The organism is Citrobacter sp. S-77 (genome assembly GCF_963864895.1).
GTDB classification, from domain to species: Bacteria; Pseudomonadota; Gammaproteobacteria; order Enterobacterales; family Enterobacteriaceae; genus Citrobacter; species Citrobacter murliniae.
In genome coordinates, this window is record NZ_CAWLWU010000002.1 from 3,865,249 (window position 1) to 3,888,114 (window position 22,866).

At 52.3% G+C, this 22,866-nt stretch carries 15 protein-coding genes; 2 read left to right on the plus strand and 13 right to left on the minus strand.

Features of this window, described 5'->3' with window-relative positions; all coding sequences use genetic code 11:
• Positions 1-49 precede the first annotated feature (49 nt).
• Complete coding sequence (gene amiC / locus AACS05_RS18975; protein WP_045446970.1) at positions 50-1,303, minus strand: N-acetylmuramoyl-L-alanine amidase AmiC; 1,254 nt, start codon at positions 1,301-1,303, stop codon at positions 50-52.
• Between the two features lie 234 nt (positions 1,304-1,537).
• Here amiC and argA point away from each other — a divergent pair, with 234 nt between their 5' ends.
• Positions 1,538-2,869 carry an amino-acid N-acetyltransferase gene (gene argA, locus AACS05_RS18980; RefSeq protein ID WP_045446973.1) on the plus strand — a complete coding sequence of 444 codons (1,332 nt, stop codon included), beginning with the start codon at positions 1,538-1,540 and terminating at the stop codon, positions 2,867-2,869.
• 44 nt (positions 2,870-2,913) lie between these two features.
• Here argA and recD read toward each other — a convergent pair whose 3' ends face one another.
• From recD to rppH, 12 genes are all read right to left on the minus strand, one after another.
• A complete protein-coding gene (gene recD, locus AACS05_RS18985; protein ID WP_045446976.1) occupies positions 2,914-4,746 on the minus strand; it encodes an exodeoxyribonuclease V subunit alpha in 1,833 nt (610 codons plus the stop codon).
• Positions 4,743-8,288 (minus strand): exodeoxyribonuclease V subunit beta, encoded by a 3,546-nt coding sequence (gene recB, locus AACS05_RS18990; protein WP_045446979.1) that lies wholly within the window; start codon positions 8,286-8,288, stop codon positions 4,743-4,745. Before recB ends, recD begins: the two co-directional genes overlap by 4 nt.
• Positions 8,281-11,169 carry a pitrilysin gene (ptrA, locus tag AACS05_RS18995; protein ID WP_045446982.1) on the minus strand — a complete coding sequence of 963 codons (2,889 nt, stop codon included), beginning with the start codon at positions 11,167-11,169 and terminating at the stop codon, positions 8,281-8,283. The genes recB and ptrA overlap by 8 nt, the downstream gene beginning before the upstream one ends.
• 176 nt (positions 11,170-11,345) lie before the next feature.
• Positions 11,346-14,714 carry an exodeoxyribonuclease V subunit gamma gene (recC, locus tag AACS05_RS19000; RefSeq protein WP_045446985.1) on the minus strand — a complete coding sequence of 1,123 codons (3,369 nt, stop codon included), beginning with the start codon at positions 14,712-14,714 and terminating at the stop codon, positions 11,346-11,348.
• Between the two features lie 12 nt (positions 14,715-14,726).
• On the minus strand, positions 14,727-15,050 hold the full coding sequence (locus AACS05_RS19005; RefSeq protein WP_045446988.1) for a prepilin-type N-terminal cleavage/methylation domain-containing protein: 324 nt from the start codon (positions 15,048-15,050) through the stop codon (positions 14,727-14,729).
• Positions 15,035-15,442: a DUF2509 family protein gene (locus AACS05_RS19010; RefSeq protein ID WP_045446992.1), complete on the minus strand. Its 408-nt coding sequence runs from the start codon at positions 15,440-15,442 to the stop codon at positions 15,035-15,037. The genes AACS05_RS19005 and AACS05_RS19010 overlap by 16 nt, the downstream gene beginning before the upstream one ends.
• Entirely contained in the window at positions 15,439-16,002 is a 564-nt protein-coding gene (locus AACS05_RS19015) for a prepilin peptidase-dependent protein (protein WP_045446995.1), read from the minus strand. The genes AACS05_RS19010 and AACS05_RS19015 overlap by 4 nt, the downstream gene beginning before the upstream one ends.
• Positions 15,993-16,463 (minus strand): prepilin peptidase-dependent protein, encoded by a 471-nt coding sequence (locus tag AACS05_RS19020; RefSeq protein WP_045446998.1) that lies wholly within the window; start codon positions 16,461-16,463, stop codon positions 15,993-15,995. The genes AACS05_RS19015 and AACS05_RS19020 overlap by 10 nt, the downstream gene beginning before the upstream one ends.
• 188 nt (positions 16,464-16,651) lie before the next feature.
• Entirely contained in the window at positions 16,652-17,446 is a 795-nt protein-coding gene (gene thyA, locus AACS05_RS19025) for a thymidylate synthase (RefSeq protein ID WP_045447002.1), read from the minus strand.
• Between the two features lie 6 nt (positions 17,447-17,452).
• The gene (lgt, locus tag AACS05_RS19030; protein ID WP_045447005.1) at positions 17,453-18,328 is read right to left on the minus strand and encodes a prolipoprotein diacylglyceryl transferase; all 876 of its coding nucleotides are present in this window, start codon (positions 18,326-18,328) and stop codon (positions 17,453-17,455) included.
• 298 nt (positions 18,329-18,626) lie between these two features.
• On the minus strand, positions 18,627-20,873 hold the full coding sequence (ptsP, locus tag AACS05_RS19035; RefSeq protein ID WP_045447008.1) for a phosphoenolpyruvate--protein phosphotransferase: 2,247 nt from the start codon (positions 20,871-20,873) through the stop codon (positions 18,627-18,629).
• 12 nt (positions 20,874-20,885) lie between these two features.
• Positions 20,886-21,416 (minus strand): RNA pyrophosphohydrolase, encoded by a 531-nt coding sequence (gene rppH, locus AACS05_RS19040; protein ID WP_045447012.1) that lies wholly within the window; start codon positions 21,414-21,416, stop codon positions 20,886-20,888.
• 684 nt (positions 21,417-22,100) lie between these two features.
• Here rppH and mutH point away from each other — a divergent pair.
• Entirely contained in the window at positions 22,101-22,793 is a 693-nt protein-coding gene (gene mutH / locus AACS05_RS19045) for a DNA mismatch repair endonuclease MutH (protein ID WP_045447015.1), read from the plus strand.
• The last annotated feature ends 73 nt before the right edge of the window (positions 22,794-22,866 follow it).

The following is a 22,866-nucleotide window of genomic DNA, read 5'->3' on the forward strand; positions in this document are numbered from 1 at the left end:
TTTTTTGTTTCTGCGGTCCGTAAAAAAAGCGCTTCTCAGCGCTTTTTTATTATCCCCTTCTCGCCAGCGTTGCCCCATCGGCAAAATACGCTTTGATCCCAGCCAGAATCGACTCAGCAACTTCCTGCTGGAAGGTCGCGGTTTTGAGCTTTCGCTCCTCTTCAACGTTACTGATAAACGCCGTTTCCACGAGGATCGAGGGAATATCCGGCGCTTTCAACACCGCAAATCCTGCCTGCTCAACCTGATTCTTATGCAGATTATTAATCTTACCGAGCTTATTCAGTACCGCTTTACCAAACTTCAGACTGTCAGCAATCGTCAGCGATTGCACCATGTCGAACATGGTGTGGTCGACGTAGCGGTCACCACTCTTACTGACACCACCAATTAAATCCGAGGCGTTCTGGGTTTGCGCCAGATATTTTGCTGCAGTACTGGTCGCACCTTTAGTGGAAAGTGCAAACACCGACGAACCACTGGGCTGTCGACTGGTAAAAGCATCCGCATGAATGGAGACAAACAGGTCAGCGCGCTGCTTCTGGGCTTTCGCCACGCGGACTTTCAACGGAATGAAGATATCCTCATTACGCGTCATATAGACCTTCATATTGCCTTCTTTTTCGATCAGCGCGCGCAGGCGACGGGCTATCTGCAACACCACATCTTTTTCGCGCGTCTTGTATTTCCCCACGGCACCGGAATCTTCGCCACCATGGCCGGGATCGAGCATAATGACAATTGGACGGTCACGCCCCGCTTTACCGGGCTGCGGGCCACTTTGTGCAGGTGGCACCTGTTTATCGAGATCGCCCTTGTTGTAGTCTTCAAGTAACGCCAGCAGAGGATCCTGCACATCCTGGGCATTCGCGGGATAAAGATCCATCACCAGACGTTCTTTAAATCCTGCAACGGGTGCCAGGGCGAACAGCTGCGGCTTCACATCTTGTTTCAGCTCAAACACCATGCGCACGGTCTGTGGGTCAAATTGGCCTACTCTTGCTGACTTAATGTACGGATCGTCAGGGCGGATCTGCGTCCCGATCCCCTTGAGCACCGAGTTCAAATTAACGCCTTCAATATCCACAACCACACGCTCAGGATTACTCAGGGCAAACTGTTTGTATTTCAGCAGACGGTTGGATTCCACCGTGACGCGGGTATAACTGGAGGCAGGCCAGATGCGCACTGCAACGACCTGACTGACGGCGGCCAGACCGACCTGGCTGACGCTCAAAAGCCACATAGCACCCGCACCTTTCAGTAAACGGCGGCGACTGATTGCTGAATTGGATCCCGACATGCTTCTCCCGAGCAAAAGAAATCTTTATTTAGGTAATAGGTAAAACGTCCTAATTGACCGGAAACTTTAGCGAATGACGCATAATCTGTCATCTACAAAAGGGTAAACATTCTTTTTATATTCACGGCATTACTGAGAAAAATCTTCAGGAAGGGTAAAAATTACGCTTGCGCATGGAGCAAAAACAGAATAAAAATACACAAATTACGAATAATCATGCAATGAGGGTGTGCCGTGGTGAAGGAGCGTAGAACCGAACTGGTACAGGGATTCCGCCATTCTGTTCCCTATATCAATACCCATCGGGGAAAAACGTTTGTCATTATGCTGGGCGGCGAAGCCATCGAGCATGAAAACTTTTCCAGTATCGTCAATGACATTGGCCTCCTGCATAGCCTGGGCATCCGCCTCGTTGTGGTGTATGGCGCCCGGCCACAGATTGATGCCAATCTTGCTGCTCATCATCATGAGCCGGTGTACCACAAAAATACGCGCGTGACTGATGCCAAAACGCTGGAGCTGGTGAAGCAGGCTGCAGGGCTACTCCAGCTTGATATCACCGCCCGCCTGTCGATGAGCCTGAACAATACGCCATTGCAGGGCGCGCACATCAATGTGGTCAGCGGTAACTTTATTATCTCCCAACCTCTTGGCGTCGATGACGGCGTAGATTACTGCCATAGCGGACGCATCCGTCGTATTGATGAAGAGGCGATTCACCGCCAGTTGGACAGTGGCGCCATTGTATTGATGGGCCCGGTAGCCGTTTCCGTCACCGGAGAGAGCTTTAATCTGACTTCAGAAGAGGTCGCCACCCAGTTGGCTATCAAGCTGAAAGCAGAAAAGATGATCGGTTTTTGCTCCTCCCAGGGAGTTATTAACGATGATGGCGATATTGTTTCCGAACTTTTCCCCAACGAAGCCCAGGCTCGCGTTGAGTCACAGGAAGAGAAAGGCGACTACAGCTCCGGCACCGTGCGCTTCCTGCGTGGTGCCGTAAAAGCCTGTCGCAGTGGCGTACGCCGCTGCCACCTGATTAGCTATCAGGAAGATGGCGCATTGTTACAGGAGCTGTTCTCACGCGATGGGATCGGGACGCAAATCGTGATGGAGAGCGCCGAACAGATCCGTCGCGCCACCATTAACGATATCGGCGGTATTCTGGAACTGATTCGCCCACTCGAGCAGCAAGGTATTCTGGTCCGTCGCTCACGTGAACAACTGGAAATGGAAATCGACAAATTCACCATTATTCAGCGTGATAACCTGACCATCGCCTGTGCCGCCCTGTACCCTTTCCCGGAAGAACGAATTGGCGAAATGGCGTGTGTGGCAGTACATCCGGACTATCGAAGTTCTTCACGCGGAGAAGTTTTGCTGGAAAGGATCGCCGTGCAGGCCAGACAAATGGGGCTTAGCAAACTGTTCGTGCTGACAACACGCAGTATTCACTGGTTTCAGGAGCGCGGCTTCACGCCCGTGGATATTGACCTGCTGCCAGAGAGTAAGAAACAGATGTACAACTATCAGCGGCGTTCAAAAGTGCTAATGGCAGATCTGGGGTAACCACAGTTGCCGGATAGCGTTAACGCTTATCCGGCCAACAAATCCTACTGTGCAATACCATCATTAAACAACGCCGACAGCCCACTGCGACGTTCAGTGCGAGTGGCAATGGCCCCACTCAATATCCGCTCATCGGCATACAGCGACAAGCGACGGCGCGCGCGGGTCACCGCCGTATAAACCAGCTCGCGGGTAACAACGGGCGAATGCTGGCTGGGTAAAATCAACGCCGCATGATCAAACTCGGATCCTTGTGATTTATGCACCGTCATCGCCCAGGTTGTTTCATGTTCCGGTAAACGGCTGGGCTGTACCGACTTGATATTGCCATCCGGCAACGCAAACCACACCCTTAAGCCCTGACCACGATCGAGCGCGATCCCGATATCACCGTTAAACAGACCCAGCGAACTGTCATTTCGCGCAATCATCACCGGTCGCCCCTCGTACCAACGGGTATGTGCGAGACGGGAAATCTTACGTTTTTGCACCATCACCTGTTCGATGCGCTCATTCAACCCACTCACGCCGAACGGACCTTCACGCAGTGCGCACAATAGCTGATATTCATTAAATGACTGAATAATAGCATCCGGCTCTGCACGCTCATGGAGCAACTCAAGGTAGTGCCCATAGCCCGCTAGCGCTTCATCAAGCATAGCTGCGTAATCTTCACTACTTTGCAGCGTGCGTTTTTCGATATCACTAAAACCTTGCTGGAAGACCGTTTTGATCGCGGCTTTATCACCCCGATTTATCGCAGAAGCCAGTTGGCCGATACCGGAATTACTGCCAAAACGGTAACTCTTTTGCAGCAGGCATAAGCTGTCACGTAATGATGCCGCCTGTGTTCCTGAACCCGCAGGAATGGTGCTACCGGTCAGGCGGCTCAGTTGTTTTGCGCGTTCCGCAGTAAATCCGGCATTCACAAAAGCACAGATATCCCCCAGCACAGCCCCCGCCTCAACGGAAGCAAGCTGGTCACGATCGCCAAGAAAAATCACCCGACCATGGGGAGGTAATGCCTCAATAAGGCGCGACATCATAGGCAAATCAATCATCGAGGCTTCATCAACCACCAGCACATCAAGATGGAGAGGATTGCCTGCATGATGGCGCAGTCGCTGGCTACCCGGCTGTGCGCCTAATAATCGGTGCAGCGTACTGGCGTCATCAGGAATACGTTTCTTTTGTTCATCGGTCAACGGCAACTCACGTAATGCAGCGCCCAGCGACGCAGTCAGTCGCGCCGCCGCTTTTCCCGTTGGAGCGGCCAGTCGGATACGACAGCGTTCACCATCCGCCATCTGAATCAACGCCGCCAACAGCCTGGCGACCGTTGTCGTTTTTCCCGTTCCCGGCCCACCAGAGATCACTGATATACGACGCGTCAGCGCTACAGCCGCTGCAACTTTCTGCCAGTTAATTCCTTCCGTATGCGGAAAAAGCGTCCCCAGCGTGTGGGTCAACCGCGATTCATCCACCTCGATTGCCTGGTTAACCTCACTAAAGAAGCGAGCCACCGTGCGTTCGTTATTCCACATTCGGTTCAGATACAGGCGATCGCAATACAGCACCAGCGGCGTCGGGCGCTCGCCGCGACTTACCGCATCAGAGGCAAGCAGACATTCAGCCCAGTCTTCAGGCTCCCCTTTTTCACTCATCCAAGAGGTAAGCAAAGGGTGGGCGTCTTCGCTTAAAGATAAACGCGAAAGCGGTAAACAGACGTGGCCTTCTCCCGCTTCGCGGCTAAGCAATGCCGCAGCCAGCGTGACGACCGGGTTGTCGTTTCCGGCAACCGCCAGCGCAAACTGGGCATCTAACGGCCGTAGCTGTTTCTGCTCCACAGCCTCCAGTAATCGCTTCTGGATTGTCATTGCATTTCCTCCAGTGCTGCGCCCGCAAACATCTCGTCCATCATCGCAATCAGCTCTCCGTCTGGTCGGGTCGCATAAATTCCCTGCTGAGGTTCCTCGCTATCAACACCGCGCAAAAAGAGATAGATAACGCCGCCAAAATGGCGTTCATAATCGTAGTCTGTAATGCGGTGACGTAAATAGCGGTGCAGCGCCAGAGTATAAAGTTGATATTGCAGGTCATAACGGTGTGCCTGCATTGCTGAGGCCATCGCCTGCTGGGTATAAGCGCTGCTGTCTTCTCCCAGCCAGTTAGATTTGTAGTCAAGCAGGTAATAACGCCCCTGGTGGCGGAACACGAGGTCAATAAAACCTTTCAGCATGCCACGAACCTGCATGAAATCCAGCGGTGGACAGCCCGCCGAGAGAGGATCGTACTTGCGGATCAGCGCGTCCAGTTGGCTGGCTATCAGCGGCTGCGAAATGGGCAGATAAAACTCCATCTCCACCTGTTTTTCCCGTGCAGACAGAACGCTCAGACTCACGCCCGATTCGTTAAGCGGCGCACGCAAAATGGCCTCCAGCCAGTGGGTCAAAACCGGCGCCCAGTGTGCCTCATACCCACCCAACGCCAGTTTTTCCTGTACCCATTGCGTTTCAACCGGTTGGGTAAAATCCAGGTCCTCAAACAAGCTATGTAAAAATGTTCCCGGCGATGCACCTCGTGGAAACTGATGCGGTGTTAGTCCTGATTCCACAACCGCCTCACCCACGCCTGATGCATCAATGTCCAGCCGGGGGATCAGATCCTGCGCGATGCCATGTCCACGTTGTTGCAGGCCGGAATAGCTGGTCACGCGCCAGCTGTCACCGGGAGCGCGTTGCAGCGTTCTTGCACTCAATACCGAACTGGCGGGTTGCGAAACCAGCCAACGCTCACCGTCTGGCTCATTCGGCGTCAGGCAGGCAATATCTTCACTGCAAAGCGCTTCAATAGCAGCGCGAAGCCCTGCGGCATCCTTCGGCTCGCCTTTTTGCAACAAGCGTCCCAGAGCACTCTGATGCACATCGGTATCACCTTTCTTATCACCCCGACGGCGCACCAGCGGCGCAACGCCGAGACTGCAATGCCATACCGAACGCGTCAGCGCAACATAAAGCAATCGCAGGTCTTCCGCCAGACGTTCAGCTTCTGCCAGCTCAATACTCTCATCCGCTTCGCTGAGATCCAGCACAGCTTCAAAAGAGCTACGATCATGGTAGAACGCCTGATCCTGAACGCGAAAATTAGTGATAAAAGGCAGCCAGACCAGTGGATATTCCAGCCCTTTCGATTTGTGGATGGTGACGATTTTAACCAGATGCTTATCGCTCTCCAGCCTCAACTGCTGACTGGAAGCATTGCTGTCAGGTTCCAGAATATGCTGGGAAAGCCAGCGCACCAGCGCATGCTCACTTTCCAGTTGCGATCCCGCTTCCTGCAACAGTTCACTGATATGCAAAATGTCGGTCAGACGGCGTTCGCCACCCGCCGTTGCCAGCAGGTTTTCTGCAATTTGACGCGCTGACATCAGCGCGCGCAGCATCGGCATGACGCCACGCTTATGCCAGAGCTGGCGATAACCGTCGAATTCCTCTACTACGGCATCCCAGGCATTCTCGTCATTGTTCAGCGCTTCAATATCCTGCGCATTAAGTCCCATCATGGACGTCGCCAGCGCGCTACGCAGTGTGTTTTCACGTTCCGGCGTCATCACCGCCTGCAGGACCCATAGCAGTTCCTGCGCCTCCAGCGTTTCAAATACACTGTCACGGTTGGAGAGATAGACCGACGGGATAGCCAGTTGCGTTAGCGCGTCGCGTACCAGCGCCGCCTCCTGGCGACTGCGGACCAACACGCTGATATCCGATGCGCGTACCGGGTTGGACGCTTTACCGCTGACCAGCAACGCCTCACCAGACTGCCCGGCTTTAAGCCAGTCACGAATTTGCGTTGCGCACACCTGGGCCATATAGTTCTGGTAATCGCCCACGCCACAGCTTTCTCCTTCCATTAGCCACATGCTCATCGCAGGTTGCTTTTCACCGTGAAGTACAAACCGCAGCGATTGATTCTTCTCTGCGGATTTCACCGGGCTAAAGGGGATTTCGCGGAACATGAAGGCGTCGTTCATCTGGCTGAAGAGCGTATTGACGCCATTGACCATCCCAGGCGCAGAACGCCAGTTGGTATCGAGCGTGTAATGTGCGCTAACTTCACTACGCGCTTTCATATAGGTGAAGATATCCGCACCGCGAAACGCATAAATAGCCTGTTTGGGATCGCCAATCAACAGCAGCGCGGTTTCCGGCTGATGCTGCCAGATACGACGGAAAATACGGTACTGCTGCGGGTCGGTGTCCTGGAATTCATCGATCATCGCCACCGGAAAACGGGTTCGAATGGCAGTAGCCAGCGCATCGCCGCTTTCACTACCTAGTGCCGCGTCCAGCCGACTGAGCATATCGTCAAAGCCTAACTCTCCGCGTCGACGTTTCTCCTGCGCAACCGCTTCGCGGATTTCCGCCAGCGCCCGGGTAATCACCAGATCGCGGATCGTCAGCGGTTCGCTAATCAGTTCATCAATGGCGACAAATAGCGGATGCCGGGGCGTTACGCCGCCCGCTTTGGTGCGATCTTCTAAAAAGCGTTGAGAGAATTTCTCCAGCGCATCAGGGAGCTGGTAGCTTTGTGTCTCTTCCTGCGCCCAGGCACTGATCTTTTCGATCCACTTACCCTGATTACCACGATTAAATTTACGCCTGTCGATTCCGGAATCTTCAAGCAGACCTTCCAGCTCATCGACCGAATCGCGCCATTGCTGCTTAATCTGGTTGATACGCGCCAGAATTTTTTCGTGTCGGGATGCCAGCGTTTCATCCGTTGGCGGCGGCGCTTTAATGACCGGGGCTTCACCCTGCAGGTAGCGGTCGATATCTCGTAGCAGCGCTTGTGGGCCTTTCCACGTTTCGAAGATCACCTGCGCAATATCGCGAGAGAGCGGGTAACAATGTCGACGCCAGAAGTCCGCGCAGGCCTGGTAACGCAGCAGCGATTCATCTTCTATCAGTTGCTGTTCAAACAGCATGCCTGACTCAAAGGCGTTCAAACTAAGCATACGCTGGCAGAAACCGTGAATGGTAAACACCGCCGCTTCATCCATCTGTCTTTCAGCCAATAACAGCCAATGCGCGGCCTGTTTTTTATCGGCAATTTCATCTAACAAGCGGGCATAGAGCGGATTGTCGGTAGTTTCACGCAGGCAGGCAATTCGCAGCTCATGAATGTTGCTACGAATACGACCGCGCAGCTCTTCAGTGGCAGCCTCGGTAAAGGTAACCACTAACAGCTCTTCGACGGTCAGAGGGCGAGGAAAGGCGGCAGAGCCGCCCAGTCCAAGCAGTAAACGTAAATAAAGGGCGGCGATGGTAAAGGTTTTACCGGTGCCCGCAGAGGCTTCAATCAGTCGCTCGCCCGTCAGGGGCAAGCGCAGTGGATCAAGGGACTCAGCGGCATCATTCATTCTTTTCACTCATCAGGGGTAAGGTTTGCTGCAACGCGCTGACGGTCGGCCACACTTTCCAGCCTTCCGGGTGCACATACTCTGCTTTCCCGTTCTGACTGCCGGAAACCTGTGACAGTATCGCCATGCCTTGCGGCTCAACCACCGCCTGATGGAAGAAATCGGCAAGCTTTTGCGGCGTCAGCAGTTTAATCTGAGCCACGATTTTATCACGTGAATCGAAGCGCATATTACCTCGATCGAAATCTTTGCTTAACTGCGAAGCTTCTGCCCCCAACGTTTGGGGCGCCTGCAGCATTTGCGCAATGATGGCCTGCTGAATTTGTACGAATTCATCAGCTTTCATTGCCCGCAGTTTCGCTTCCGCCGTCGGGAAAAACGCTTTATACCGTTCCCACAGGTAAGACGGTTGCTTATCGCTGCTTTGCAGCAGGAAGCCCATTCCCCACTGACGGCCAACGCTCATTGGGAAAGCAAATACGGCGTAGCCTAATTGCTCTTCAGTACGCAGTTGATTGTAGAACCACGGCTGAACAATTTGCCCTAACATCGCGCTGTAGGCCGAACTGGTGTACTCGTCATAACCGGTAGGCACAAATACCGCTGCCAGCGCGGAGTCCGTGCTGCTGCCCGCTTTTTCAAAAATGACGGACTGCTTTTTATCGACTACAACATCTTTGTTCCGGCACCATTCCGACCCGTTCGCACCAAGCTGTTTCTGAATATCACGTGCCATGGTTTTCGCCTGAGCTTCGCTCATGTTACCAATCACCAGAAATTCAGGACGCGCACCGGCTTTTAAGGTGTCACGGTAAGTCATCACTTCTTGCAAAGTAATGGATGGCAACAGTTTACGGCGTTCATCGCGTGAGAAGTACGGCACCTGAGAAAGCATCTGTACCGGCATAATTGCCTGATCATAGGCTTTGCCTTTCTCTGCAGAGTCCATCATCTGGGCGTACCAGGATTTCGCCTGCTCCAGCTGTTCGTCCGTAGCGGTGTAGCTGAAATAGCCTGTCAGCAGCGCCTGAAAAAGCTGCGGTAAACGTTGGGTATAGCCGTTTGCGTTAAGCATCAGACCATTGTTAGCATTCGTTGAGAAACCAATCCCCCCCACCGCAGCCTGATTGCTTAACTGGTCGAGCGCAATACCGGCCAGATAATCGTTCAGTGCGAATAACACCTGATTTTTGGCGCTATCCATCGCTTTCGGGTTGCGCAGAATCACGCTGACATCGGCCTTTGGCTCACTGGCAAAATACTGACTCGGCGCATATACCACGCGTAAATCAGGCTCATCAACGATCAAATCCGGATGGGCGTATTTTTTATCCGTCTTAATCAGCGTGAAATCATCAGGGATATAGGGGTTCAACTCCGGCAGAGAGAGCGCAATGCCCTGGGCTTTTTGCTGCCAGTCGGCGAAGGTTTTTTCGCTGATTTTATCCACTTGATAAGGGGCATCGACAAAATAAGCGGTTTTATTATGTGGCTCTTTCGGACTGATATACCAGATACGCGCATTTTGCGGTGTCATCATCGCCAGACGTTCCTGAACCGCCTTAGCATCATATTGATCGGCAATATTCACCGCATCCAGCGTATGTTCGACGGGAACGCGGATCATGGTATCAGCCAGCCATTCCACGTAGTCCATATCACGCGTGATAGAGGGATAACGGAAGTCGAGATCCAGTACGTGTGCCAGTTCGTCAAAATAGCGTTTATCAACGCCTTTTTCACGCAACAGATTGAGATAGCTAAAGATGGCAGCGACTACTTCATCGCGATTCGCGAGGCCTTTATCGGTCAAGGTCGCGGAAATGGCTAATACGCCGCTGTTACCGTTGACCACCGGGTCGGAGTCTGCACGGATGCCTTCCACCAACCCCTGCTTTTGCAGCCAGTCAGACAAGGTTCCAGGACTGCGATTGCCAATCAGGTAAGTCACCAGTTCATCGGTTTTACTACGAAACTGTGCGCTGTTGTTATCGATACGAAACTCTACGCGCAGCACTTTACGCGGCATTGCAGGGACATAGTGGATGACGACGCCCTTTTGCGCGTCAGTCACGACCGGTACGGTAATTTCCGGTTTTTCGACATTTTTATTCGGTACTCGCCCGAAGGTATCAGCCGCGATCCGCGCCAGCTCTGGCAGGGGTTTATTACTGTAAATCACCGCTTTCATCAGGTTCGCGGAGTAGTACTTTTCATGGAATGTCTGCAAGGCTTGCAGTACCGGGTTACCCGGTTTGTCGCTTAATGTCTGCAGATTTCCGCCGGAGAAGCGCGAACCAGGGTGTGCCGGGTTTATTGTTTCTGCGCTCACCTGTGCCATACGCATACCGTCCCGGGTACGCGCCAGCGTCAGCTCAGAATTAACGGCATTTCGCTCGCGATCGGCATATTTTTTATCGAGCAGCGGCGAGGCAATAGCGTCAGCCAGACGATCGACGGCCCCCGCCAGCGCATCGTTTTCAACTTCGAGATAGAAAGCCGTGCGATAGGGCGCAGTGCTGGCGTTGTGGCTGCCGCCGTGCATTTTGAGGAATTCAGCTAAGCTGTCCGGCTGTGGGTATTTTTTAGATCCCATCAGGCACATATGTTCAAGGTAATGCGCCAACCCCTGGTGATCGTCGGGATCTTCCAGAGACCCCACCGGGACCACCAGTGCAGAGAGAGACTTAACGGCCTGAGGGTCGGATACCAGCAACACGACCATGCCGTTATCAAGGCGCACGGCCTGATACTGGCGAGTGTCTTTATCGCTTTTACGGATGGTTTCAGCTAAAGGCTGCCAACCAGTATCTGCCTGACTTACGGGTACCCAAAGGGCAACGAACAACAGTAATGCGCTGAACCAGGTGCTGCGGGGCATTCACAAACCTCATCATTAACGTATTCACCTGTTCACTACAAACCACGCATTAAGCGTGGTCTGAACAGGGCAAGACTCTGTGCTGAACGAGTCAGCATCTTATGTGTAAGAATCAGTCCGTGACAGAAAGCGCATCATAGTAGAAGTCATCAATCTGTGCAATTTTTATACAATCATCATGACTGATTAAAGCGAAATAACGGTAACAAATAGCGCTGAGACTGCGACACAATGGTCTCCAGAGTTTCAGGAGCCAGCTGACGCCACAGGCGTTGATACCAGATATCATCGCCTTCACCACGCACCATCATGTTGCCTTCATAAGCCTGCAAAAACTTATTTCGTGCTTTTTGCAGCGTATCATCGTCATCTAACATGGCATCATTTACGGCGTCATAACAGGTTTTTATCCACGCCCCACCACTTTCCGGTAGCACCAGCAAAGGCGATGACATGCCTTCCCGATACCCCTCAATAAGTTGTGACAGATACAGTAACGCCTGCTCTGCCTCCAGTGGAGGGAAACGCCATTCTCCGTCTTTACGCAGGAACAAACGACTCTCTCCCGCTCCGCCACTGGCACAATAGACAAGATGTTCCAGCCAAAGTTGCACCCCCTGGGACACACTTATCAAAGATGGGCGCCAGCGCAACAAACCATCTTCCTGGACCTGTGGTAACCAACCCGTGATTTGCACACCGTTGCAGCTCAGATCAATTTCCATGCTCTGGCAAGGCTGGCGAGAGGCAATAATGCGATCGGCAAGCGACTGCATCTCCTGACGTTGGGTATCCCAAAGAATCTCACCAAATGCCCCATAAGGAAGCGAGCCAGCCGCACGGAAGCGACGGAACAAACGCTCGGCGTCGTTCTCTTCCACCAGCGTGTTAAGCAACTGCTGGTTAAGCTGATAGCGGGTTAACCCCTCAAGGGTAAAAGGCTCCGTTTCCGGGATCTCACTCTCTTCAGAACGGAAATTCACTCGTAGCCGCATCTGGAAGAAGGCCCGAACCGGATGAGCCCAAAATCGTTGTAGCGTTTCCAGCGTCAGGGTTTCAGGCATCGTAAAGTGGAGTGGCTGAACAAAATCAGCGTGTGCCTTACCTGACATGTTCGCCGCTGGCAGCCATTCACGCGCATAACTTTGCTGTTCGCCTGGCTGAAAGTTTTGTACATCAAAAGGCATACGGGTGTGCAAACGGGTAATGTGGGCTTTTACTTTGGTTTCGCTTTCATCGCTGGTGAGCAATTCATCACCCGGTAAGTAGTGGCTTTGCCCAATATAGTCCATTAACTCCTGCACCAGTACCGACGGAAAGCGTTCACTGTTGTCCTGAATTGAACGCCCAATGTAGCTGATATAGAGCGTTTGCTGCGCCGAGATCAGTGCTTCCAGAAACAGATAGCGATCATCATCACGACGACTTCGGTCACCCCGCATCGGCTTTTGACTCATCAGGTCAAAACCCAACGGCGCAAGCTGGCGCGGATAAACACCGTCGTTCATGCCTAACAAACACACCACTTTGAAAGGAATGGAACGCATTGGCATCAGCGTACAAATATTCACCGGGCCAGCAAGGAAGCGCTGACTGATACGTTCCTGGTCTAGCCGCAGGGCTAGCTCATCGCGTAACAGTGAAAGTGGAATAGCATCGCGATACTCGGCCCCCAAACCTTCGCCAATAATAGCCTGCCACTGTTGTTCAATGAGCGTCATCGCCGCTTCGGTTTCTGCATCCGGCAGGAAGAAATCATTGAGCATGTCACGACAGACGGGTAGCCATTCCTCCAGCGGACGCTCCTGGGCCAACCCCCGGCGCCAGAGATTTAGCTGCATCAATAGCGAAGCCAGATGCCCCACCAGCTCGGCAATCAAACCGCTGGATTCATCATACGGCAATACCGATTGCCACTCGCCCTGCGTGCTTTCCATCGCATAGCCCAGCAGCATACGCGTCAGACCAAATTGCCAGGTGTGCTGGCCTGTCGGTGGTAGTTCCAGTTCGCGAACGTTGTCGTCGTCAATTCCCCAACGAATACCTGACTCATTAACCCACAGGCGAAGATAGCGTAATCCCTCTTCGTTGATGTTGAAGCGCGCCGCCAGTACTGGGACGTCCAGTAATGCCAACACATCTTCTGAGACAAAACGGCTGTCCGGCAACGACAGCAGGCTGATAAAGGCCTGTAAAACGGGATGGGACTGACGTGCACGGCGGTCAGAAATGGCAAACGGTAAATATCTATCAGCTGGCGCGCTGCCAAAAACGGCCTGAATGAATGGGCTGTAGCTGTCGATATCCGCTACCATCACAATGATGTCACGCGGCGTCAGCGTAGGGTCCGCTTCCAGCATCGCCAGCAAACGGTCATGGAGGATTTCCACCTCACGCTGTGGGCTATGGCAGACATGGAAACTCACACTGGTGTCATTCGGCTCAAGCAACCGTTTATTGTCGCTACGCGAATACTCCTCCAGATTGACGCCTGCCACAGCCCGGCTTTCCAGCTCAAGGATGTCCGACTGAATGTTACGCAAAAGATTGTCGGGCGTGATATCGACAAACGCATCCAGTTCCTGGCTGTTTTCCAGCTCAGACAGCAGGTAAATATAGTCACGCCCCAGTTTTCCCCACGAGGCCAGCAGCGGATTGCTGACATCCTGCTCGCCATCACTGTTAAACAACCCCTCGGCATTTTGGCTATCACGAAACAACGGCAGCTCTCTTTCTTCAAAGCTGTGCCGACGCTGGCGCGCCAGCAGCTTAGCCAGATACGCAGGATCTTTAATGTCACCCCAGTAGTAACGACACGGATTAGTGAATAACAGGTGAATTTCGATATGCTTACCCAACGCCTGCAACGCCTGAAGATAAACAGGCGGCAACGCCGAAATACCGCAAATAAAAACGCGCGAAGGTAGCCCTTCCGGGCAGCTTGTTGCACTTTCCAGGGTCTGAATAAACCGTTGATATAAATTAGCGCGATGCCAGCGTGGTTGTCCCAGTTCAGCGGTATATTCCACCAGCGCTTTCCACAGTGGTGCCTGCCAGGCCTGAGACTCTCCTAAACCTTCAACCAGCCTTCCCTCCTCCCACTGCGTTAACCAGTCCGGACGGTAGACTAAATATTGGTCAAAAAGGTCGGCTGCGCGTGAAGAAAGCTGAAACAGCTTACGCTTGTCGGTATCGTCAGTCAGATAGTGACGCAGCAGCGTGAAGTCATCTTTTTCCAGTAATTGCGGCAGCAACGTCATCAGCTTCCAGCTCATACTCTGTTTACTGAACGCACTCTCTTTCGGGATCTCCGGCAATACGCGCACAAACATATCCCAGATAAAACTCGCAGGTAGCGGAAAATCAATGTTGGCGGCAATACCAAACTTCTGTGCCAGGGTCATTTGTAACCATTGCGCCATACCGGTACTTTGAACCAGGATCATCTCCGGTTCAAAAGGGTCGTCCAGTCGCTCCCGCTCGACGATATATTCCATTAACGCTTCCAGCACATCCAGGCGATTGGAGTGGTAGACCCTTAACATAGCGACTCCTGACTACTGACGATTTGAGCAGTGCAGACGTGTCATTTGACCCTGCCTGCCCATAGGGGACGTAATTTTAACATTGATGCTGACACATCCCGCCTGCGTTGTCTGCATTCGGTTTACCTGCCAGTTCAAAGGCGGCGAAAACACATGCAGTTGGCTTTGATGCCACGCGTAACGCCAAAGCTGCTGGTACTGATTTCTGCCCAAGAAACTGTTCATCAATGCCCGTTGATACCCCGACAGTGTGGTCACAATCATGATCATCAACACCATTGCCAACATGACTTCCGGCAGGCTAAATCCACGTTGCCGGTTCAGGGGATCTGGCATAATGCCAGCGTCTTTAACGGGCAGAAATCGCTCCAGCCATGTGCAGAAAACTTGATATTGCCGTCTACAACCTCGCCCTGACGCCATAGAGATATCCCTTCGTATTGAGCAATAAGCAACACATTATTATTAGCAAGCAGTCGCAGACAAACGTCTGCATTCTGCATTGCATAGGACCGACACTGAACATCGGGTTGCAAAAGCCAGCGTTGCATACGCCCCCATTCCATCGCAGATTGCGCCACGGCCTGGCGTTGCAAAGACTGGCTTTCCATTGCAACGCGAGAGGCAAAACTGGCTTCCTGTCTGCTAACGCCCTGCAACAACAGACTACCGAGCACCAGAAGTAAAAGTACCAGCGCAAGGGACGATACACCTCGTTCCCGGTTCACAGATTAAATCCTGTCACGCTGTACAGCGCTTCGATCACTCTTTGTGGTTCGACTTTACTGGAGCCACGCAGACGCAGAATGAGGACGGGCGCAAACCCGCTAACATTCTGGCGTTCCACCTGAAATGACTCAATCTGAATGGTTACAGGATCGGTCATGCTATCCCAGCCCTTTCCTGCGCACGACGTCGCACCGCGCAATGTCTCCAGCGCCTTGTTTTGTAGGCGAAATCCAATCTGCTCGGCTTCTTTCGCCGGATTCGTCTCCCAGATACCGTTACTGTTTGCATCCCACTGCACAATAACGCAATCGCGCTGACCCGATATTTCCAGCCCTTCACCGTGACAGCGTCCGCGGCAGTAACCCGCCCGCTGGAGATGCTTCGCTACGGTATAAACACGTTGCCAGATCTCATCTTCAAGCACTAACTGGTGTGTATTGTGCAAAATACCGCGCTGCAGGGCAGGTAAAAATCGCGCTGAACCCAGAAGTAAAACACTGCTTATCGCCATCGCAATCAGCACCTCCAGCAGTGAAAAACCGCGTTCGTTTAGCGACATAGATTTGCCTCATCACGCTCGCAAAGTCTGATTCTCCCCCAACCTGATACCACCAGATTTAATTCACCAGCCGCATTTTTCAGGCGAATATGCCCGGCCCATGCCGTGTTCCGTAGGCCAAAAAAAGCCAGCGAAGGCGTTATCTCCACCATCTCAATATCGTCCCAGAGCGGCATAAACAGCCACGGCGAGGAAGGCTTACATGACTCATGAGCATCGGCAGAGCTAACAAAACACCATGACGCTCCCTCTCTGATAACGCTGATAACGTGGTCGCGGTTATGCCAGTTGGCATCTTCACGAAGTTGCAGCAAATAATCCCGTACCTGACAGGCGGTTTGCCACAACCGTTGTTGCTGCTGCCAGCGTTGCCAGCCATAAAGTCCTGTGGCACTTAGGGCGACAATAATGAGCATCGCAACCAGAGTTTCAATTAGCGTATAGCCTTGTTGTTTTTTCATGTCGCCAGTATGGCGTGAGGGAATGAAATAACGAGCAGTGAATTCGGGTTATTCGGCGGGCTGAGAGGAATATTTTCCATGTTGCAGCGTATTACAACTTTTGCAGGAATCAGCATCGAAAAACTGACGCGAAGGCAAAAAAAAAAACCGACGCGCTATGGCGTCGGTCGTGGCAGCATGACGTTCGATCAGATGGCGACCGGCGCTTTGATGCCTGGGTGCGGATCGTAGCCTTCAATTTCGAAATCGTCGAAACGATAGTCGAAGATAGACTCAGGTTTACGCTTGATAACCAGCTTCGGCAGCGCGCGGGGTTCACGGCTAAGCTGCAGGTGAGTTTGTTCCATATGGTTGCTGTACAGGTGCGTGTCGCCGCCAGTCCAGACAAAGTCACCGACTTCAAGATCGCACTGCTGCGCCATCATGTGGACCAGCAAAGCGTAGCTGGCAATGTTAAACGGCAGGCCGAGGAACACATCGCACGAACGCTGGTACAGTTGGCAGGAGAGCTTGCCGTCAGCCACGTAAAACTGGAAGAATGCGTGGCACGGCGCCAGCGCCATCTTATCCAACTCACCCACGTTCCACGCGGAAACGATGATACGGCGAGAGTCCGGGTCGTTTTTCAGCTGGTTTAAAACTGTCGTAATCTGGTCAATATGGCGGCCATCCGGCGTTGGCCACGCGCGCCACTGTTTGCCATAAACCGGGCCTAAATTGCCATTTTCATCGGCCCATTCATCCCAGATTGAGACATTATTTTCATGCAGATAAGCAACGTTGGTGTCGCCCTGCAAAAACCACAGTAGTTCATGAATAATGGAGCGCAAGTGGCAGCGTTTAGTTGTAACCAGCGGGAACCCTTCCTGCAGGTTAAAACGCATCTGATGGCCAAAAATGGAAAGCGTTCCGGTTCCGGTACGATCGTTTTTCTGTGTGCCTTCATCCAGCACTTTTTGCATCAGTTCTAAATACTGTTTCATGGTTCCTCAGGAAACGTGTTGCTGTGGGCTGCGACGATACGCCCAAACCATCATGATAATACCGGCGACAATCATCGGGATAGACAGGATCTGCCCCATGCTGATGTATTGTACCCATGCGCCGGTAAACTGCTGATCCGGTTGGCGGAAAAATTCAACGATGATACGAAACGCACCATAGCCAATCAGGAACAACCCGGAGACCGACCCCATCGGGCGCGGTTTACGAATAAACAGATTAAGTATGATAAACAGCACAACCCCTTCCAGCGCCATCTCATAGAGCTGGGAAGCGTGGCGTGGCAGTGAGCCGTAAGTATCGAAAATAGACTGCCATTGCGGATTAGTTTGCAGCAGTAAGATATCTTCTGTACGCGAACCAGGGAACAGCATGGCATAGGAGAAGTTCGGGTCGACACGTCCCCACAACTCGCCATTAATAAAGTTGCCCAGACGACCGGCACCCAGGCCAAACGGAATCAACGGTGCGATGAAATCAGAAACCTGGAAGAACGAGCGCTTGGTACGTTTGGCGAAGATAATCATCACCAGAATCACACCGATAAGACCGCCGTGGAAGGACATACCGCCATCCCAGACGCGGAACAGATACAGCGGATTATCAAGGAAGAGAGGGAAGTTGTAGAACAGTACGTAGCCGATACGCCCACCGAGGAAAACCCCGAGGAAGCCTGCATAGAGTAAGTTTTCTACTTCGTTTTTGGTCCAGCCACTCCCTGGGCGATTAGCACGGCGAGTCGCCAGCCACATCGCAAAAATAAACCCCACCAAATACATCATGCCGTACCAGTGAAGTGCGACGGGTCCAATTGAGAAAATGACCGGATCGAAATCCGGAAAATGCAGATAGCTACTGGTCATCTGTCACCACAAGTTCTTGTTATTTCGCTGAAGTCAGACAGCAATTGATAAGCGCGCCTGCATAATGCAGGCGCTCCGAAGTTGCGAATGATAGCACAAGGGGATCACAGCGGATGCCGATTACAGTTAAAAGATATGTATACGCCCTCGTCTTTCAAGCTGCATCTTTGTTGGTTGCGTTCACTCACCGGAGGCAGCCTCCGGCTGTTCAAATTCGTTCCTGACGAATTTGTCACGGACTTACCTGTTCAATACACTCAAAATACATTGGGTGTAGCTACTGTTTCCCGCCCTGGCTTCATAATCCCCCGCGAATTAAACCGCCCATGCCACGACGCTCCATAAATGCCGCCACCTGATGGCGTACTTCTGTCGCTAGCTGCGCTTCCAGGCTGCGCTGAGCCAGCGTTTGCGCTTCATCAAAATCGATATGTCGCAGCAGATATTTTACTCGCGCCACGGAACGACCGTTCATCGACAAATGACGGAAGCCCAAACCGATTAGAATAGTTACACACATCGGATCGCCCGCCATTTCACCACACAGGCGCAAATCGATACCACTTCGCTCAGCTTCCTGCGCAATCATCGCCAGGGCACGTAACATTCCCGGATGCAGGCTGTCATAAATGCTGGCGACACGTGTGTTGTTGCGATCGACCGCCAGAATATATTGAGTAAGATCGTTAGTCCCGACCGATATAAAATCGATCCTGTTCGCCAGATGCGGCAACATAAATACCATCGACGGGACCTCCAGCATAATGCCGATGCGTGGTTTCGGGATCGCATAGCCGATCATCTCTTCCACTTCGCGTCCGGCACGTTCAATCAGACGTCGTGCTTCGTCCACCTCATCAATACTGGTTACCATCGGCAGCAAAATACTTAGATTGCCGGTTGCTGCATTTGCCCGCAGCATCGCTCGTACCTGGATCAGAAAGATCTCCGGCTGATCGAGTGTAATGCGGATCCCACGCCACCCGAGGCACGGATTCTCTTCACTGATTGGCATGTAAGGCAGCTGCTTATCCGCCCCGACATCCAGCGTGCGCAGCGTCACAGGCTTGTCGTTAAACATTTGCAGCATCCCTTGATACTGCGCAACCTGCTCTTCTTCCGATGGAAAGCCACTTTGCAGCATGAACGGGATTTCGGTGCGATACAGGCCAATACCGTCGATCCGACTACCCAGCTTCTGCTCATGCTCGGGACTAAGTCCGGCATTGAGCATCACCTTAACGCGCTCGCCGCTTTTTAATTGTGCAGGTTGATTAACGTCATCTTCTGCCAGGCGACTCAGCTCATTCTCTTCACTGATGAGGCGCTGATATTCCTGTATCAATACAGGTTCCGGATCGACCAACACCTCGCCGCGATAACCATCCACCACCAGCGTGCGACGATGCAATACCGATGGCTGGATATCAGCCCCCATCACGGTGGGGATACCCAACGCACGAACCATTATCGCCGCATGGGAGTTGGCGGCACCGTCCCTGACCACAACACCCACAAGCCGATCCTGTGGAAGTTCCGCCAGAGTGGTAGCTGAGAGTTCATCGGCTACCAGCACAAAACGCTCAGGCCAGGCATTCGGCCCCTGGATGGAGTCATCAAGATGGAACAGCAAGCGCTGACCGAGCGCACGTAAATCCCCGGATCGCTCTTTAAGATAGCTATCACTCAGGGCAGCAAACTGTTCGGCAAACTTCTCGATGATCGTTTTAACGGCCCACTCTGCCACTGAACCGTTATCCACTTCAGCAAACAGCTCACGGCGTAAACGGGTATCAGAAAGCAGGTGCGAGTAGAGATCAAAGATCGCCGCCGTTTCTTTCTGCGCCCCGGCAGCAAAACGCTTACTGTAGCGGCGGAATTCGTTAGCAGCTTCTTCAAGCGCTCCGGTCAGTCGTTCTCGTTCCAGCGCAGGATCCAACGTTGACGCCTGATACACCTGCTCCATCAACGGCAGCGTGGCATCCTGCCAGCCTTCAGCAATTGCCACACCGGGCGCTGCGGGCAGCGCACGAATGCGCGTTTGGCGGTATTGACCGAACAGCGCGGTAAGCTGCGACTGAGAAAGAATGGCTGCCATTTGCGTGGCAAGCGTGACCAGGAAGGACTCTTCACTTTCATCGTACTGGCGCAACTCGCGCTGCTGTACGACCAGCACACCTAATAGCTGGCGGCGCTGGATGATCGGGACGCCTAAGAACGCACGAAAACGCTCTTCTTTCACTGAAGGAATATATTTGAAGCTCGGATGTTTTTGCGCATCGGCAAGGTTGATAGGTTCCGCCAGCCTGCCAACCAGGCCAACGATCCCTTCATCAAACGCGAGTGCAACAGTGCGACCGCGTGGTTTTTTGAGTCCCCGGGTCGCCATGAGGTAATAACAACGTCGGTCGTGGTCGGCCAGATAGACCGAGCAGACCTCTGTATCCATCGCAAGACAGATGTCAGTAACCAGAATATTCAGCGCCTCATTAAGGCGTGGAGCACTGGCTACCTTTTCGACTATTTCGCGCAGGCGGGTGAGCATAATTTGCGTAGCTTAACCTCTTTTACGTCTGTACGCAGGCGGGCTTTGCGGCTTAGGAGTACTTTCCTGAAGCGCCATCACAACACTTGCGAATTCTTTCATCACCCTGCGATAAACATCGCGTTTAAATGACACCACCTGTCGAACCGGATACCAGTAACTCACCCAGCGCCAGCCATCAAACTCAGGTGTACTACTGGTTTGCATATTGATTTCAGCATCGCTACTGATCAATTGCAGAAGAAACCATTTTTGTTTCTGGCCGATACAAACCGGCTTCGTGTCCCAACGCACCAAACGTTTCGGTAACTTGTAACGCAACCAGTTACGAGTAGAAGCGAGGATCCGTACATCTTTACGGCTGAGCCCCACTTCTTCAAAGAGTTCCCGGTACATCGCCTGCTCTGCTGTCTCTCCTGCGTTTATCCCACCTTGTGGAAATTGCCAGGAGTGCTGACCAAATCGCCGGGCCCACATGACCTGCCCCTGGCGGTTACAAATTACTATCCCTACATTCGGGCGGTAGCCATCGTCATCAATCACCGGACTACCTCAACATAAACCTTATATACAAACGATTGTTTCACACTCCTGGGAGGCGGTAAACCACTCTGTTAAGGACACGATACTCTAATAACAATTGAATAACTCACAGCAAAGGCCCGAGTTATAAACAGAGGGAGCACTGCCAGGACGATTTTATTCACCTTTTCTGTGGATATAGTTGTGAAGAAGTACGGAATTACTATGGGAAAACCCGGAACAGTCTGAATAAGACCTTCGTCACACATAAAAAATAGTCTTATATATTCATTAAGTTAAACTCGGGATCAGGAGATAATCACACAGAAACGTGACGATCATCACGCATACGATCTTCGAGCTGATGAAAGATCAACCAGCGTTGGTTTTATCCACAGATTATGCCAATAAGTTAGGCACAATTTGTGTAAAAATTCGATTTTCGTCGCACGTCAAGGCTGTAAATTGAAACAGTAGTAGGGATTTTTCACAGTTATCCCATCTTTCTGTGGATAACATGGTGTAAGATCCTGTTCATTGTCAGTGACCAGAATTGGAAAACCTGAATTGCTGTTGCGCAACTCCGCGAATTGAAATCTAAAAACCAATATAAATCATATAATTGAATATAGCATGTGGAAAAAGATAAACTCTGTCCACACGGTATAAAATCATTGCTCATTTTTTCGCCTAAGGTATAACCCAATGCCAGAACTCCATCCGTTACTTTTACCTCCTGAATCTGAGACTCAGTTGCTTACCCAGGCACGACAACTCTCAGGCTACGCTTTGGGAGAGTTGGCGACGATGGCGGGTCTTGTTACGCCAAAGGATTTAAAGCGGGACAAAGGCTGGATTGGCGTGCTGCTGGAGATATGGCTTGGCGCCAGTGCGGGCAGTAAGCCAGAACAGGATTTTGCCGCGCTCGGCGTGGAGCTGAAAACAATCCCTGTGGACAGTCTTGGCAGACCGCTGGAAACCACCTTTGTTTGCGTAGCGCCACTGACCGGCAATACAGGCGTAACGTGGGAAACCAGCCATGTCCGGCACAAACTCAAACGCGTACTGTGGATCCCCGTTGAAGGTGAACGCAATATACCGCTGGCTGAACGGCGCGTCGGCTCTCCGCTACTGTGGAGCCCAAATGAAGAAGAGGACCGACAATTGCGTCTGGACTGGGAAGAGTTAATGGACATGATTGTGTTGGGTCACGTCGAGCGCATTACCGCTCGCCATGGGGAAGTCCTACAACTACGCCCAAAAGCCGCCAATGCCAGAGCGCTTACCGAGGCTATTGGTGCCAATGGCGAACCAATCCTGACCTTGCCACGCGGGTTTTACCTTAAAAAGAACTTCACTCGTGCCTTACTGGAGCGACATTTTTTATTCCAGCCCTAATAGGCACTGCCCGGCCTTTCACCCGCCGCGTTACGGGCCTATAATTAGCGCTTCTTTTTTTTGGCAGGACTTT

Bases quoted from the DNA above. Each gene is read 5' to 3' on its own strand.
- lgt (WP_045447005.1), bottom strand. From the start codon at position 18,328: ATGACCAGTAGCTATCTGCATTTTCCGGATTTCGATCCGGTCATTTTC.
- AACS05_RS19020 (WP_045446998.1), bottom strand. From the start codon at position 16,463: ATGAAAAAACAACAAGGCTATACGCTAATTGAAACTCTGGTTGCGATG.
- amiC (WP_045446970.1), bottom strand. From the start codon at position 1,303: ATGTCGGGATCCAATTCAGCAATCAGTCGCCGCCGTTTACTGAAAGGT.
- ptsP (WP_045447008.1), bottom strand. From the start codon at position 20,873: ATGCTCACCCGCCTGCGCGAAATAGTCGAAAAGGTAGCCAGTGCTCCA.
- ptrA (WP_045446982.1), bottom strand. From the start codon at position 11,169: ATGCCCCGCAGCACCTGGTTCAGCGCATTACTGTTGTTCGTTGCCCTT.
- AACS05_RS19015 (WP_045446995.1), bottom strand. From the start codon at position 16,002: ATGTCGCTAAACGAACGCGGTTTTTCACTGCTGGAGGTGCTGATTGCG.
- mutH (WP_045447015.1), top strand. From the start codon at position 22,101: ATGCCAGAACTCCATCCGTTACTTTTACCTCCTGAATCTGAGACTCAG.
- recC (WP_045446985.1), bottom strand. From the start codon at position 14,714: ATGTTAAGGGTCTACCACTCCAATCGCCTGGATGTGCTGGAAGCGTTA.
- thyA (WP_045447002.1), bottom strand. From the start codon at position 17,446: ATGAAACAGTATTTAGAACTGATGCAAAAAGTGCTGGATGAAGGCACA.
- recD (WP_045446976.1), bottom strand. From the start codon at position 4,746: ATGACAATCCAGAAGCGATTACTGGAGGCTGTGGAGCAGAAACAGCTA.
- AACS05_RS19005 (WP_045446988.1), bottom strand. From the start codon at position 15,050: ATGCCAGATCCCCTGAACCGGCAACGTGGATTTAGCCTGCCGGAAGTC.
- recB (WP_045446979.1), bottom strand. From the start codon at position 8,288: ATGAATGATGCCGCTGAGTCCCTTGATCCACTGCGCTTGCCCCTGACG.